A 13,851-nucleotide genomic window follows, 5' to 3' on the forward strand; every position below is an offset into this window, starting at 1 on the left:
CTCCGTCAGTGTTGGATAATCAGCTCACGGCCAACGCGAGCTTCAACCTTGCAGTATTTCCACAATTTATAGGTTCCCTCACCGACCGGGGTGGTGCGGAACAGGTTGCACACCGCGCTGACGCAGTCGAGCGTGTCGGCATCCGCCAGCACGTAGGTCGTCCACGGCCAGCCCGGCGACGGCCCGACCATAATCTGGTCGTCGTCCATGTTGCCGATCACCCGGATCCCCGGCACTTCCGCCATGCCCTTCATCATCACGCCAAAGGCTTGCCATACCTGTTTCGCTTCCGGGCCAGTGGCATCGAAAAAGTTCTGGTTTACGCCGATGCAAAACAGCACCCGCAATGTGTTTGATTGGCTCATCGTTCGTTCCTTTTCAGTTGAAATCACAAGTAACCCGGCAGCGGTTTACCGCCAAAAAACACCGTACCGGCATTGATATAAGAGAGATCCCCCATAAAAGCGTGCTGGGTAATCACCAGGGTGTCGCGCACATAGCGCTGCAAAGGGCTGGTGAGCACGATCCCGCCCATCCCATTGAGTGCCAGCGCCTGGCGGGTTGCCTCTGCGGCCACCCGGGTGGCGTGCGTGGAAGACAGGCGCAATGCGTTGATCTGCGAACAAGAAGCCTCGTCCCCCGCCAGCAGCGTTTGCCAGACGTTCTCAATCGCTTCATAGAACCAGGCGCGGGCAGAGCGCAGTTCAGCCTCGCTACGGGCGATCTGCATCTGAGCCTGTTGCCGCTCGGCCAGGCGCGGCGCACCGGTTACCGACTGCTGGTGATGGGCGATGGCGTAAATTTCATTCAATGCGGCACGGGCGATACCGAGCGCAACCACCGAGAGCACCTGCGTCGCCAGAGAGAGTGCCGGGTAGCGATACAGCGGCCCTTCCAGGTTAAGCGGTGCCCCCCGGATAAAGGTCCATTCCTGCGGGACAAACGCGTCGTTAACCACCAGATCGTGGCTACCGGTGCCCGCCAGCCCGACGCTGTTCCAGACGGGATCGATCTGCACGCTGCCTGGCGGCAAAACTGCCATGCGCGGTAACGCCTGCCCCCCTTCCGGCATGATCCCCACGCCAAACACCGAAGCCCCCAGGCAACCGCTGGCAAAACTCCAGCGGCCCGTGATCCGGTAGCCGCCGTCGACCTGTGGCGCACGCTGCGGCGGAAAGATCCCCCCGGCAAATACCACATCCGGGCCATCGCGATAGAGAAGTTTCAGGGTATCTCGCGGCAATGCCCCGAGGTAAAACGGGTTCATGCCAAAGCTGGCGACCCAGCCAGCGGAACCATCGGCAGCCGAGATCTGTTCGATCAGTTCGCAAAACTGGGCCGGGGAACATTCATCACCGCCGAAGGCTTTAGGCACCAACGCTCGGTAAACGCCGATCTGTTTAAAGCGCTGAACAATGTCAGCAGAGATATGACGTTGCTGCTCGAAGTCGCCGCTGCGGGCAGTAATCTCCGTTAACAACGGGGCGATATCTTCACGGATGTGCAAGGCTGACATGGCTTCCTCCCGAGTTATTTTGCGGCGCGCGGGCAGCAGGGTGCCGCCACAGTGAGCCGTGCTGACTGAGTGGGTTGATAGATTCAGGATGGTTCAGATCCGGGCGATCGCCGTCAGCGATGCAGCCTGGCCAGCAGGTATCCCGCCGCCTCCACCAGCATCGCGTCGCGGCCTTTGCTGGCGACCAGTTGCAGCGCCACCGGCCGGCCATCAATTTCGCCAATCGGCAAAGAGATCGCCGGATGGCCGCTCAGGTTGAACGGGCGCACCAGCCGCGTCATGCTGACGACCTTCAGCGGGTCACCGGCCTCTGATAACAACGGAGGCAGTTCAGGCAAAGTCGCCAACGCCAGCAGCGGCGTGCTGGCCAGCAGACTGTCCAGACGATCGCTAAAACTGCGGCGCACCTGTTCGGCCTTAGCGAGTTCCGTGGGGCTGACCGATTCGCCCAGGCGAATACGGCTGGCGATGTCATTGGAGACACCGTCCACCTCCAGCAGCGAATGGAATGCTTGCCAGTTTTCATGGCTGATGAGGGTTATGCCGGCAAAATAGGCCAGTTCCAATTCGGGCAACACAATGGGCTGTAGCCTGGCTTCGGCCTTCAGTAACTGCTGATGAATCAACGCATCAATACGCGGCGCGGCGGCGCTAATCAGCCCTATCGGCGGTAGCGAGTGCAACGCGTCTTCTGCAGGAATGGCCAGGCGGCCAAGCACCTCACGCAGCACCGCGGCTTCGCGGGCAAACAGCCCCACGCAGTCCAGAGAACTGGCCGCCGGCATCACGCCTTGGCGGCTCAGCAGGCCGTAAGTCGGCTTCAAGCCCAAAATACCGCAGCAGGCCGCCGGCATACGCACAGAGCCACCGGTGTCGGTGCCGATGGCAAAGTCCACCTCACCTGCCGCCACCGCCGCCGCCGAACCGCTGGAAGAACCGCCGGGGATCAGCTGTGGATACTGAGGATTCAACGGGGTGCCGCTCCAGGGATTAATCCCGGTGACGCCAAACGCCAGTTCATGCAGCGTGGTCTTACCCGTCAGAATACAGCGTTGATTCAACAGGGTATCCACAATCTGCGCATGGCGCAGCGCCGGAGGGGCTAACGCCAGGGCACGGCATCCCGCTTGCGTTGCATGACCTGCAACGTCGAGCGTATCTTTCACCGCAAAGCGCAGGTCGCCTTGCCCTAGGGTAAATCTCTCAATGTAGGCATTGCTCTCACGTAAATGGTTCATTATTTAAACCTTGATGATAAACAATGTATCTGTTTTAAGAATAGTAATCCGAGGCTGATAACAACCTGTGCTTACCCCTCGGGCTGATGCAGAAGCATGTTGCCTGCGCGCTGCCTTAGCGAGTGCCCTTTTTCAGCAGCCTGACCCTGGTGTTTATTTTTTGATCTAATTGACGATAGAATCATCATGGCTGAATTAGATGAATATTCAAGTAATATTTCACGTAAAAATTACAAATAATTAACAACCCATATAACATTACAGGTTAAATGGTTAATGACTTATCACCTTGAATAAGCTACAGAAAGAGGGGGGCGTTGATAGAAAAAGGCCATCAGAGAAAACCCCGCTGGCCTTTTTTAAATGTTTTATTTACAGTAAGTTAAAAGCCGTATCTTTATGCAGATCACAATTTTGCAATCACGATCTCGGCCTACGACTACAGCTCGTTGAGATTATGCAAAACGCGGCCGAGGGACAGATTCATTTTCTCTATCTGCGCCGCCGTCATGCCCTTGAACGCCTTTTGAAACACCTTCTGCGTCAGGCGCAGCGCCTCTTCCACTTTGGCCTTTCCGGCTGGGGTCAGTGTCACTTCGGTAACGCGCGCATCCCGTTCGCTGCTGAGCGTGGTGACCAAACCATCCTCGCGCAAGCGCCCGACGATCTTGGTAACCGTGGGCATTTTTGCCAGCGCATATTCAGAAATCTGCGAAATGCTGGCCGTGTGATATTGGTGGGTGATCGCCAGGACCCGAAAGCGGGAAACATCCAGCTGAACCTTCTTGAGGGTGACTTCCATGATTTGGGTATAACGCGCATAGACATTGACGATCCAGTAAAAAGGGAATTCTTCACGCTGAAAAACGGGATCCTCATGCGGCAGACTATCAGGCGTTTTGCTCATCATTTTCCTTACTGAGGGAAGTGGTTGCGCAACGATTATACCCAAAATAATTCGAGTTGCTTGTAGGCGGCAAACGAATGAATCCCCGGGAGCATAGCCAACTATGTGACCAGGGTGAATGAGTGCAGCCAACACCCAAGCAACTTGAAGTATGACGGGTATATAACCGCTTATGTTAAGCGTCTATAGCATTACCCGCGTGGCATTGCTCTCTGTTATGCCCCTGCGTGGCCGAACATCGCACAAAATTGATACAAAAATGAAACATAGTTAACATTTTTGTATCATTTATGAAAAACTTGTTGCTTGCCGAAACCATTCCTTCCTATAAGTGAGCCAAGCTCCAGCGCTGATACTTGCAAGAGCGATCCACAGACGGCCAGCGGCAAGCACTGACAATAACGATTATTTTGGTTTTTATTATTATGGCATTACCTCATTAACTCATATGCCTGCCCTGGTTTTTCAATACCGATAAACGTTATATGCGGAGTCATCATGAACGGTAGCCCTATTGCTGAACCTATCCAGCATGACCCACCAGGTTGTTCAGCGACAGACAGCATCAAACTCAATGCCCGCCAGCAGGCCGTGATCAATAAGCTGTTTCGTCGGCTGTTGGTGTTTTTATTTATTCTGTTTGTGTTCTCTTATCTCGATCGCATCAATATTGGCTTTGCCGGCCTGACCATGGGGAAAGATCTGGGCCTGACCAGCACCATGTTCGGCCTGGCCACCACCCTGTTTTACGTGATGTATGTGGTCTGCGGTATCCCCAGTAACATCATGTTAGGCATCGTCGGCGCAAGGCGCTGGATAGCCATTATCATGGTGGTATGGGGTGTGGCTTCCACCGCCACCATGTTTGCCACCGGCCCTAACAGCCTGTATGTACTGCGGATGTTGGTCGGTATTGCGGAAGCCGGCTTTTTACCCGGCCTGCTGCTGTATTTAACCTATTGGTTCCCCGCCTACTATCGTGCCAGAGCTAACGCGCTGTTTATGATCGCCATGCCGGTGACCATGGCGCTGGGTTCGTTGGCTTCCGGCTATATTCTGAGCATGGATGGCCTGCTGGATCTGCGCGGCTGGCAGTGGTTGTTCCTGCTGGAGGGGTTCCCTTCGGTGCTGTTGGGCGCCGTCGTGTGGTTCTATCTGGATGACAGCCCAGCCAAGGCCAAATGGTTGACCGATGACGACAAAGCCTGCCTGCAGGAGATGATGGAAGCGGACAAGTTGAGCCTGGTACAACCCCAGGGCAGCACCAGCTATACCGCATTGCAACATGGCAGCATGTGGCGTGAGCTGTTTACCCCGGTGATTTTGTTATACACCCTGGCTTATTTCTGCCTGACCAACACCCTGAGCGCCCTGAGCGTGTGGACCCCGCTGATTTTGCAGAGCTTTAACCAAAGCAGCAGCAATATTACCATCGGTTTTCTCAGTGCGATCCCGCAGGTTTGTACCATTATCGGTATGATCTGGTGGAGTAAGCGCTCAGATCGCAAACGGGAGCGTAAGGTTCATACCCTGATCCCCTATCTGTTCGCCGCAGTAGGCTGGATGTTCACCGCGCTTGGCACCCACAGCCTGTTGCAGCTGCTGGGGATTATTATGGCCTCTACGGGGGCGTTTGCCGCCATGGCAATCTTCTGGACCACGCCAGATCAATCCATCAGCTTCCGTGCCCGCGCCATCGGTATTGCGGTGATCAATGCCACCGGCATGAGCGGCGCGGCGCTAGGCCCACTGTTGATGGGCTGGCTCAAGGATGTCACCGGGAGCTTCAATGCCGGTATCTACCTGGTCGCCGGTTTTCTGGTGCTGGGGGCGTTGGTGATCTCTTTCATCCCCATGAAGGGCAGCCGCCCACGTGCCACGCCATAACACCCGGTGAAATCGTCAATAATACCGCCCTCTCCTTTGGTGAGAGGGTTATAGCCGGGGTAATGTGTGATCCCCACGCCAAATCCCTCGAGCCACGCTGAACATTTGTTAATGAATTGTTATGGTCATTTATCAGCCAGCACGCCAATCACGATACCCAAAGAGTCTGGTTAGATAGTTCTCGCTTATTGTTCTATTTCAAGGGGTTAATTATGACAGTTCCTACCTGGCCCGGTGACGCCAGTTTTGAACAGTGGTTAGTGCAAGTCAATTCGGCCTGTGGCCGGTTTTGCGCTAAAACCCTAGCCCCTGGGTTTGCGGGTGCGATACAGGAATTCCGCTCCCATGCTCTGCACCTGAGCGTGGTCGATGTGGCCCAGGCCCGCCTTTACCGTACCCACCGCGAGGTTGCCCAAAGCGATAACTCCCACTTTTTTATCGCCTTCCAGTTACGTGGCCATGCGATCATGGAACAGGGGGAGCATCAGGCCGCGCTGTCGGCAGGGGATATCACTTTCATCGATGCCTCAAAACCCTGTAACTTCACTTACCAGCAAAGCTCACGCCAGCTCTCGCTGGTGCTGCCGCGTAGTTATGTCGAACAGCATCTGCGTTTTACATCGCCTCCCTGCGCGCAGCGCATTGGTGCCGATAACATGGTGGCTAAACTCAGCCAGCAGTTGGTTCTGGGCAGCATGCAGAACCCGCAGATGAACCAAATCGAGAGCGAGGCAGTGCTTAATGCCGTGGCCACTTTGCTGCAGCCTGCGCTGGCTGGGCAGGACGCAGAGCAAGACGTTCACGAGCGGATCTTTACCCGTTCGCTGATGTTTATCGACAAGCATATTCAGTCTGAACAGCTCCGGCCGGAATGGATCGCCAGTGAGATCGGGGTTTCCGTGCGCAGCCTGTACCGCATGTTTGCCCGTAAGGGGCTGGTGGTGGCGCAGTACATCAAAAACCGTCGTCTGGACCTGTGTGCACAGGCGCTGCGCCAGGTAAAAGCGCAGCAAAAGCTGGGTAATATTGGTTATGACTGGGGATTTGCCGATCACAGCCATTTTTCCACCGCCTTCAAAGCGCGCTTTGGGGTTTCGCCAAGCGAGTATCGCAAGCAATACCTGTAACCCCTCTCCGCCGCCCGCGCGCTCCTGGCAGATTGTCAGGAGCGACAAACAGGATGGCAAGCACAACAAAATATCCCCCGTGAAGAGTTGCTATGGTGAGTTTGGCGCCTGCTTTACAGGCAATAACGGATGCAATGAGGTTGATGACAACGTGGTTTTTTAGCCCGAGATACCCGGGTCTAGCGCACCGAGGGGCACTCCGGCGGCTTACGCCGCTACGACCCCTTCGGCACGCTCCCCCTAATAACGGGCTTCGTCAGCAGCCTGATGCAATGCTGCTTTTATTCGTAATGGGGAAAATCATGGTGCTTACAAAACCAATAATGAAAACCAAATGCTTGCCAGCCGCTATCGCGCTGGCGTTAGGCTTGTTGGTAAGTACCGGCTGGCAATCCACTGCGCTGGCCCATGGTGCAGCGGCCCGTATGGTGCCGATGCAGAAAACGCTTGAGGAGTTTGGTGCCCGCGTGCAGTGGGATGACTACGCAGGCATGTTCACCATTGTTAAAGACGGTGCCTATGTGAAGGTCAAACCGAATACCCGTGAGGCGCTTGTGAATGGCAAACCGCTGAAGCTTCAGGCACCGGTCGTCTTCAAGGGCAAAACGGCTTTTATGTCCGATGCGTTTATCAATGAGGTGTTCCAGTCCGGCCTGGACCAGACCTTTGCCGTGGAACAGCGCGCGCATCCGCTGAACCCACTGAGTGCGGCTGAAATCAACGCGGCGGTGGCCATTATCAAGGCGGCCCCGCAGTACAAAAGCAACGTGCGCTTTACCGAAATCTCGCTGCGCGAACCAGAGAAAGAGCAGGTTTGGCAATTTGTCCTGAACGGTAGCAGCACACAGCCACCACGGCAGGCCGATATCACCCTGCTTGATGGGGCGCATATCATTGAAACCGTGGTGGATCTGCAGCAAAAGAAAGTGCTGTCCTGGCAGCCGATTAAAGACGCTCAGGGGATGGTGCTGCTGGATGATTTCAGCCTCGTTCAAACCATTATCAATGGCAGCAAAGAGTATGCTGAAGCCTTGAGAAAACACGGAGTTCAGGATCCCACTAAAGTGATCACCACACCGCTGACGGTCGGGTATTTTGACGGCAAAGATGGCCTGCGGCAGGATCAGCGCCTGCTGAAAGTGATCAGCTATCTCGACGTTGGCGATGGCAACTACTGGGCGCATCCGATCGAAAATCTGGTGGCGGTGGTCGATCTGGAACAGAAGAAAATCATCAAGATTGAAGAAGGGCCGGTGATCCCGGTGCCGATGAAAGCGACGCCGTATGATGGCCACAACCGCCAGGCCCCGAAAATCAAACCACTGGATATCATTGAGCCGGAAGGTAAAAATTACACCATTACCGGCAATAGCATCCATTGGCAGAACTGGGATTTTCACCTGCATCTGAACTCGCGCGTTGGGCCGGTGATCTCAACCGTGACCTATAACGACAATGGCCGTAAGCGCAAAGTCATGTATGAAGGTTCGCTGGGCGGCATGATTGTGCCTTATGGCGACCCGGACGTGGGCTGGTATTTCAAAGCCTATCTGGATGCGGGTGACTACGGTATGGGCACGCTGACGTCGCCGATCGCGCTGGGTAAAGATGCGCCGCAAAACGCGGTGCTGCTGAACGAAACCATTGCCGACTACACCGGCAAACCCACCGAGATCCCCCGGGCTATCGCTATCTTTGAACGCTACGCCGGGCCTGAATACAAACACCAGGAGATGGGGCAGCCGAACCTCAGCACCGAACGCCGCGAATTGGTGGTGCGCTGGATCAGCACGGTGGGCAACTACGATTACATCTTCGACTGGGTATTCCACCAGAATGGCACTATCGGTATCGACGCCGGAGCGACCGGCATCGAAGCCGTGAAAGGGGTAAAAGCCAGAACCATGCAGGATCCCACCGCCAAACAGGATACACAGTACGGTACGCTGATCGATCACAACATCGTGGGAACCACCCACCAGCACATCTACAATTTCCGTCTTGATCTGGATGTGGATGGCGAAAACAACAGCCTGGTGGAACTTAACCCGGATGTTAAGCCTAACGATCGTGGCGGCCCGCGCACCAGCACCATGCAGGTCGATCAGGTGAAGGTCAGCACCGAGCAACAGGCGGCGCAGAAGTTCGATCCTGCCACCATCCGTTTGTTGAGCAACCCTAACAGGCTGAACCGGATGGGCAACCCAGTTTCTTACCAGTTGATCCCTTACGCGGGCGGCACACATCCGATCGCCAAGGGGGCTAACTTTGGTAAAGACGAGTGGATTTACCACCGCCTGAGCTTTATGGACCGGCAACTGTGGGTAACCCGCTACAACCCGAATGAGCGTTACCCGGAAGGCAAATACCCGAACCGCTCAACGCATGATACCGGGCTGGGGCAATACACGGCCGACAATCAGCCGATAGACAACACCGACAATGTGGTGTGGCTCACCACCGGCACCACCCATGTGGCACGTGCGGAAGAGTGGCCGATTATGCCAACCGAGTGGGTACACGCCTTACTCAAACCATGGAATTTCTTCAATGAAACACCAACGCTGAACCTGAACGGGCAGCAACAGCCCTAGCTTACAGAAAAGGACGAACGGGGGGGGTTAACGTTGGTCAGTTAAGCGCTTCATGCAGCCATTGCTAAAAGGGTCGCCCCTTCTCCCTGTGGGAGAGGGCCGGGGTGAGGGAGTTGTAGTGCGGTGATAGTCCCCTCACCCTAACCCTCTCCCCAAGGGAGAGGGAACTGATTAGCCTTAACTAACCCGCATTAAAACGGGGTTTACCCTTTCTTTTTTAACGGGCGCAGCCAGCGCCCCTGCAGGTAAAATCAATAACGGATACAGACCGACTTTGATTCGGTATACGCATCCAACCAATCTGGCCCAAAATCACGGCCGCTGCCAGACTGTTTAAAACCACCAAACGGCATGTTGGCGTCGATCAGCGTATGGGTATTCACCCACACCGTTCCGGCGTGAATGCGTGGAGTGTAAGCCATGGCCGCTTGCAGGCTGGTGGTCCACAGGCTGGCAGTCAGGCCATAGTCGGTATCGTTGGCTTTACGCAGGGCTTCTTCGGCATCGGCCACGCGAATCAGGTTAACCACCGGGCCAAAAACCTCTTCCCGTGCCAGATTCAGGCTATCGTCCGGATTAATCACCAACGTAGGAGGAATATAGAACCCTTGAGCGTCCGGCCCCGCGGAACCACTGATCAGCTCAGCACGTTTGTTCCTGGCATCGTCCAGATAGGCGGCCACCTTGTTGCGGTGAGCCTGGGAAACCAGCGGGTTGATCTGCGTGCTGCCATCCATGCCCGGCCCGACAGACAGCGATTTCACCGCCTGCTCAAAACCGGCAACCAGGCGATCGTAAATCGGCGCTTCAATGTAGATGCGGGAACTGGCGGCGCAGACCTGCCCCTGATTGAGGAAGCTGCCCGCCATCAGGCCTTCAATCACCTGCTGCAGATCGGCATCTTGCAGCACGATCGCCGGATTCTTGCCGCCCAGTTCCAGCGTAACGCGGGTTAACCGATCGGCCGCCGCACGGGCGATCCCTTTGCCAACCGGCGTAGAGCCAGTAAAGCTCACCTTGGCGATCAGCGGGTGTTCGGTCAGCGCTTTGCCACACACCGCCCCCCTGCCGGTGACCACGTTGAAAACCCCCGGCGGCACACCGGCTTCGCTTGCCAGTTCCGCCATGCGCAGCAGCGTGAGCGGCGTGGTTTCCGAAGGTTTGATCACGATTGAACAGCCCGCAGCCAATGCTGGCATCACCTTCCACATGCCGATCAACAGTGGGAAGTTCCAAGGCACGATGCCGGCCACCACGCCGATCGGCTCCTTGCGGGTATAGACCTGATATCTGGCTCCCGGCGGCATCGGGATGGAGACATCCAGCGTCTGCCCGGTAATTTTGGTGGTCAGCCCGGCGGTATAGCGCATCCAGTTCAGCGTACAGCCCACTTCAAAGGCGCGGGAGATATTGATCGACTTGCCTTGCTCCAGCGTTTCCAACTGGGCCAGTTCTTCGCAATGTTGCTCAAGCAGATCGGCATAGCGCAACAAAATACGCTCGCGCTCGGCGGGCAGGCGCTGTGCCCACACACCAGCGGTAAAGGCCTGGTGAGCAGAGCTGACGGCCAGTGCCACATCGGCAGCATTGGCATCGGCTGTTGAGGAGATTTGCTGGCCGTCGGCAGGGTTATATACCGCCAAGCGTTGTTCAGCCTGAGAAGTCTGCCACTGGCCGTTGATATAGAGGCCATGCTGGCGATCGAGAAAACGCGTTACGCTATCCAATATGGTTACGCAATTGTCTGGCATACACCCTCCGAAGGTGAAATCAAGAAACCGTTAACCTTAAAAGTGTATGGCGATATGCCAAAATCGGCTTTTATCTGCCTGACATTCAGTTTGCACAGCGTGACACTGGCAAGCTTATTGAGGTGCCAAAGCAGCCAAATTCAGCAGACGCCGGGCGGTAACCCCTATCAAGACCGTTCACAACCTGCCCGTCATGCGGGCATCACGCCGATAAAGGTGGTTTTCTTGCGCGGGCCGGTCATTAACGCCTCCAGCCTTTCCACACATTGCAGATAATGCGGCGTTTGCTTGTGAGCGGCCACCGCCTGTTCATCTTTATAGGCTTCGTAGATATAAAAACGCGTCGGAACCTGTTCATCGCGCAGCACGTCAAAGCGCAGGTTGCCCGGCTCGTTGATAGCACCAAGATGGTTGGCGCGGAACACCTCAAGAAACTCGTCAACCTTGCCCTGCTTAACGTTAATTTCCACCAGCGTAACGTGCATAACAGCTCCTTTTCGCTCTCTTTTCGATAAACCAACCATAGGGGGATTTCTGTCTGTTGCCTCCCCTAGGCGGCAATTTTGCGGTCCAGCTCACAGATCATGCCCCCACAGCCACCGCGCCCCTGAATTACGGCATCTATAGTTAGATCTAACCCCCTGAGAGTGTGAACTATGCAGAACTACTTAATGGCACTGGACGCAGGAACAGGCAGCATTCGCGCGGTGATTTTTGATCTGGCCGGTCACCAGATCGCGCACGGCCAGGCCGAGTGGCAACACCTGGCGGTGGCCGGGGTTCCCGGCTCAATGGAGTTCGATCTTACCCATAACTGGCAACTGGTTTGCCAATGTATCCGCCAGGCATTGCAGCATGCCAATGCCAGCGCGCAGCAGATCCGCGCCATCGCCTGCTGTTCAATGCGCGAGGGGATCGTGCTGTACGATCGCGAAGGCGTGCCGATCTGGGCCTGCGCCAACGTTGACGCTCGTGCCAGCCGCGAAGTCAGCGAACTGAAAGAGCTGCATAACTTCAGCTTCGAACAAGAGGTATACCACTGCTCGGGCCAGACGCTGGCGTTAAGCGCCATGCCACGCCTGCTGTGGCTGGCCCACCATCGGCCAGATATTTATCGCCAGGCCGCCACGGTGACGATGATCAGCGACTGGCTGGCCAATATGCTCAGCGGCGAACTGGCGGTCGATCCCTCCAATGCGGGCACCACAGGTATGTTGGATCTGGTCAGCCGCAGTTGGCGGCCGGAGCTGCTGGACATGGCCGGTCTGCGTGCCGATCTCCTCTCGCCGGTGAAAGAAACCGGAACGCTCCTGGGCCAGGTTACCGCTCAAACGGCGCAGCAAACCGGCCTGCTGTGCGGAACACCGGTGGTGATGGGCGGTGGCGATGTGCAGCTTGGCTGCCTGGGGCTAGGCATCGTCCACCCTGGGCAGACGGCGGTGCTGGGGGGAACCTTCTGGCAGCAGATCGTCAACCTGCCGCAGCCGATCACCGATCCCGAGATGAACATCCGCATCAACCCACACGTGATCCCCGGTATGGCGCAGGCAGAATCCATCAGCTTCTTTACCGGGTTGACCATGCGCTGGTTCCGTGACGCTTTCTGTGCTGAAGAAAAACTGCTGGCGGAACGGCTCGGTGTCGATGCCTATACCCTGTTAGAAGAGATGGCGGCACGCGTGCCGCCGGGGGCCTATGGCGTGATGCCGATCTTCTCTGACGCGATGCATTTTAAAACCTGGTATCACGCGGCACCGTCGTTTATCAATCTGTCGATCGACCCGGAACGCTGCAATAAGCAGACGCTGTTCCGTGCGCTGGAGGAGAATGCCGCGATTGTTTCCGCCTGCAATCTGGCCCAAATCGCCGCTTTTTCTGGCGTGCAGCCGCGCTCATTGGTGTTCGCGGGCGGCGGCTCGAAGGGGAAACTGTGGAGCCAGATCCTCAGCGACGTCACCGGCCTGCCGGTACAGGTGCCGGTGGTGAAAGAAGCCACCGCGCTGGGTTGCGCCATTGCCGCCGGTGTGGGTGCCGGATTGTATGAGTCACTGGCCGCCACCGGTGAGCGGCTGGTGCGCTGGGAACGTGAATACCACCCCAATAGCGCCAACCATGAGCTTTACCGCCAGCAGACCCAAGCCTGGAAAGAAGTGTATGCCGATCAGCTCACGCTGGTCGATCATGGTTTAACCACCTCGCTGTGGAAAGCGCCGGGGCTATAATGCCCGCACTCGGCAACCCGACTGTTTGTGGTAATATTAGCCGTAACTTTGTTCTCAAATCTGCAGGCACCACATGGCATACATTCCAAAAAACTACGCGAAGCTGGAAGTGGGTTATCGCGAAAAGGCATTGAAGATCTTCCCGTGGGTATGCGGGCGTTGTTCGCGGGAATTTGTTTATTCCAACCTGCGTGAGCTGACGGTTCACCATATCGATCACGATCACAGCAATAACCCGGAAGATGGCAGCAACTGGGAGATGTTGTGCCTGTATTGCCACGATCATGAGCACTCCAAATACACCGAAGCCGATCAGTACGGTTCAACGGTTATTGCCGGTGAAGACGCGCAGAAAGACGTTGGCCTGGCAACCCATAACCCGTTTGCCAATCTGAAAGCAATGATGAAGAAATAGCGGCTGACAGGCATCTTGATCCTGTCAGGGTAAAGGGGCGATCGGGTAATGCTGGTCAGTTAAGGCTAACCAGTTCCCTCTCTCTTGGGGAGAGCAGCTGTGTTTAAAGTCAATGGGTGATGATTAATTTGTCACCCATTGCCTATTATCTCGCAGCATCGCGTTTAATATCGTTAACAGCTTTCTGATGCACG

At 56.0% G+C, this 13,851-nt stretch carries 11 protein-coding genes; 5 read left to right on the plus strand and 6 right to left on the minus strand.

Features of this window, described 5'->3' with window-relative positions; translation table 11 throughout:
- Positions 1-5: 5 nt before the first annotated feature.
- The 4 genes from WG891_RS17320 to WG891_RS17335 form a co-directional block, all read right to left on the minus strand.
- On the minus strand, positions 6-365 hold the full coding sequence (locus WG891_RS17320; RefSeq protein ID WP_337263826.1) for an IacB protein: 360 nt from the start codon (positions 363-365) through the stop codon (positions 6-8).
- A gap of 23 nt (positions 366-388) precedes the next feature.
- Positions 389-1,516 carry an acyl-CoA dehydrogenase family protein gene (locus WG891_RS17325; RefSeq protein ID WP_337263825.1) on the minus strand — a complete coding sequence of 376 codons (1,128 nt, stop codon included), beginning with the start codon at positions 1,514-1,516 and terminating at the stop codon, positions 389-391.
- Positions 1,517-1,629: 113 nt separating this feature from the next.
- Positions 1,630-2,754, minus strand: a complete 1,125-nt coding sequence (locus WG891_RS17330) for an amidase (protein ID WP_337263824.1) — start codon at positions 2,752-2,754, stop codon at positions 1,630-1,632.
- A gap of 439 nt (positions 2,755-3,193) precedes the next feature.
- On the minus strand, positions 3,194-3,661 hold the full coding sequence (locus WG891_RS17335; protein ID WP_337263823.1) for a MarR family winged helix-turn-helix transcriptional regulator: 468 nt from the start codon (positions 3,659-3,661) through the stop codon (positions 3,194-3,196).
- Positions 3,662-4,159: 498 nt separating this feature from the next.
- Here WG891_RS17335 and hpaX point away from each other — a divergent pair, with 498 nt between their 5' ends.
- From hpaX to tynA, 3 genes are all read left to right on the plus strand, one after another.
- Positions 4,160-5,548, plus strand: coding sequence for a 4-hydroxyphenylacetate permease (gene hpaX, locus WG891_RS17340; RefSeq protein ID WP_337263822.1), 1,389 nt, complete (start codon positions 4,160-4,162; stop codon positions 5,546-5,548).
- A gap of 212 nt (positions 5,549-5,760) precedes the next feature.
- The gene (gene feaR / locus WG891_RS17345) at positions 5,761-6,675 is read left to right on the plus strand and encodes a transcriptional regulator FeaR (RefSeq protein ID WP_337263821.1); all 915 of its coding nucleotides are present in this window, start codon (positions 5,761-5,763) and stop codon (positions 6,673-6,675) included.
- A gap of 323 nt (positions 6,676-6,998) precedes the next feature.
- Entirely contained in the window at positions 6,999-9,269 is a 2,271-nt protein-coding gene (gene tynA, locus WG891_RS17350; RefSeq protein ID WP_337263820.1) for a primary-amine oxidase, read from the plus strand.
- A gap of 251 nt (positions 9,270-9,520) precedes the next feature.
- Here tynA and WG891_RS17355 read toward each other — a convergent pair whose 3' ends face one another.
- Both WG891_RS17355 and lsrG read right to left on the minus strand, forming a co-directional pair.
- The gene (locus tag WG891_RS17355; protein ID WP_337263819.1) at positions 9,521-11,020 is read right to left on the minus strand and encodes an aldehyde dehydrogenase family protein; all 1,500 of its coding nucleotides are present in this window, start codon (positions 11,018-11,020) and stop codon (positions 9,521-9,523) included.
- A gap of 191 nt (positions 11,021-11,211) precedes the next feature.
- Positions 11,212-11,505 (minus strand): (4S)-4-hydroxy-5-phosphonooxypentane-2,3-dione isomerase, encoded by a 294-nt coding sequence (gene lsrG / locus WG891_RS17360; protein ID WP_337263818.1) that lies wholly within the window; start codon positions 11,503-11,505, stop codon positions 11,212-11,214.
- 171 nt (positions 11,506-11,676) lie between these two features.
- Here lsrG and lsrK point away from each other — a divergent pair, with 171 nt between their 5' ends.
- Positions 11,677-13,242: an autoinducer-2 kinase gene (gene lsrK, locus WG891_RS17365; RefSeq protein ID WP_337263817.1), complete on the plus strand. Its 1,566-nt coding sequence runs from the start codon at positions 11,677-11,679 to the stop codon at positions 13,240-13,242.
- A gap of 73 nt (positions 13,243-13,315) precedes the next feature.
- Positions 13,316-13,657, plus strand: coding sequence for an HNH nuclease YajD (gene yajD, locus WG891_RS17370; protein ID WP_076941033.1), 342 nt, complete (start codon positions 13,316-13,318; stop codon positions 13,655-13,657).
- Positions 13,658-13,851: the final 194 nt, after the last annotated feature.

The sequence above is a fragment of the Serratia sp. MMO-28 genome (assembly GCF_037199905.1).
Taxonomy (GTDB): domain Bacteria; phylum Pseudomonadota; class Gammaproteobacteria; order Enterobacterales; family Enterobacteriaceae; genus Chania; species Chania oryzae.

What these genes read in the sequence shown, in the direction of transcription:
- WG891_RS17320 (WP_337263826.1), bottom strand. Translation starts at nt 365, where the DNA reads ATGAGCCAATCAAACACATTGCGGGTGCTGTTTTGCATCGGCGTAAAC.
- WG891_RS17325 (WP_337263825.1), bottom strand. Translation starts at nt 1,516, where the DNA reads ATGTCAGCCTTGCACATCCGTGAAGATATCGCCCCGTTGTTAACGGAG.
- WG891_RS17330 (WP_337263824.1), bottom strand. Translation starts at nt 2,754, where the DNA reads ATGAACCATTTACGTGAGAGCAATGCCTACATTGAGAGATTTACCCTA.
- WG891_RS17335 (WP_337263823.1), bottom strand. Translation starts at nt 3,661, where the DNA reads ATGAGCAAAACGCCTGATAGTCTGCCGCATGAGGATCCCGTTTTTCAG.
- hpaX (WP_337263822.1), top strand. Translation starts at nt 4,160, where the DNA reads ATGAACGGTAGCCCTATTGCTGAACCTATCCAGCATGACCCACCAGGT.
- feaR (WP_337263821.1), top strand. Translation starts at nt 5,761, where the DNA reads ATGACAGTTCCTACCTGGCCCGGTGACGCCAGTTTTGAACAGTGGTTA.
- tynA (WP_337263820.1), top strand. Translation starts at nt 6,999, where the DNA reads ATGAAAACCAAATGCTTGCCAGCCGCTATCGCGCTGGCGTTAGGCTTG.
- WG891_RS17355 (WP_337263819.1), bottom strand. Translation starts at nt 11,020, where the DNA reads ATGCCAGACAATTGCGTAACCATATTGGATAGCGTAACGCGTTTTCTC.
- lsrG (WP_337263818.1), bottom strand. Translation starts at nt 11,505, where the DNA reads ATGCACGTTACGCTGGTGGAAATTAACGTTAAGCAGGGCAAGGTTGAC.
- lsrK (WP_337263817.1), top strand. Translation starts at nt 11,677, where the DNA reads ATGCAGAACTACTTAATGGCACTGGACGCAGGAACAGGCAGCATTCGC.
- yajD (WP_076941033.1), top strand. Translation starts at nt 13,316, where the DNA reads ATGGCATACATTCCAAAAAACTACGCGAAGCTGGAAGTGGGTTATCGC.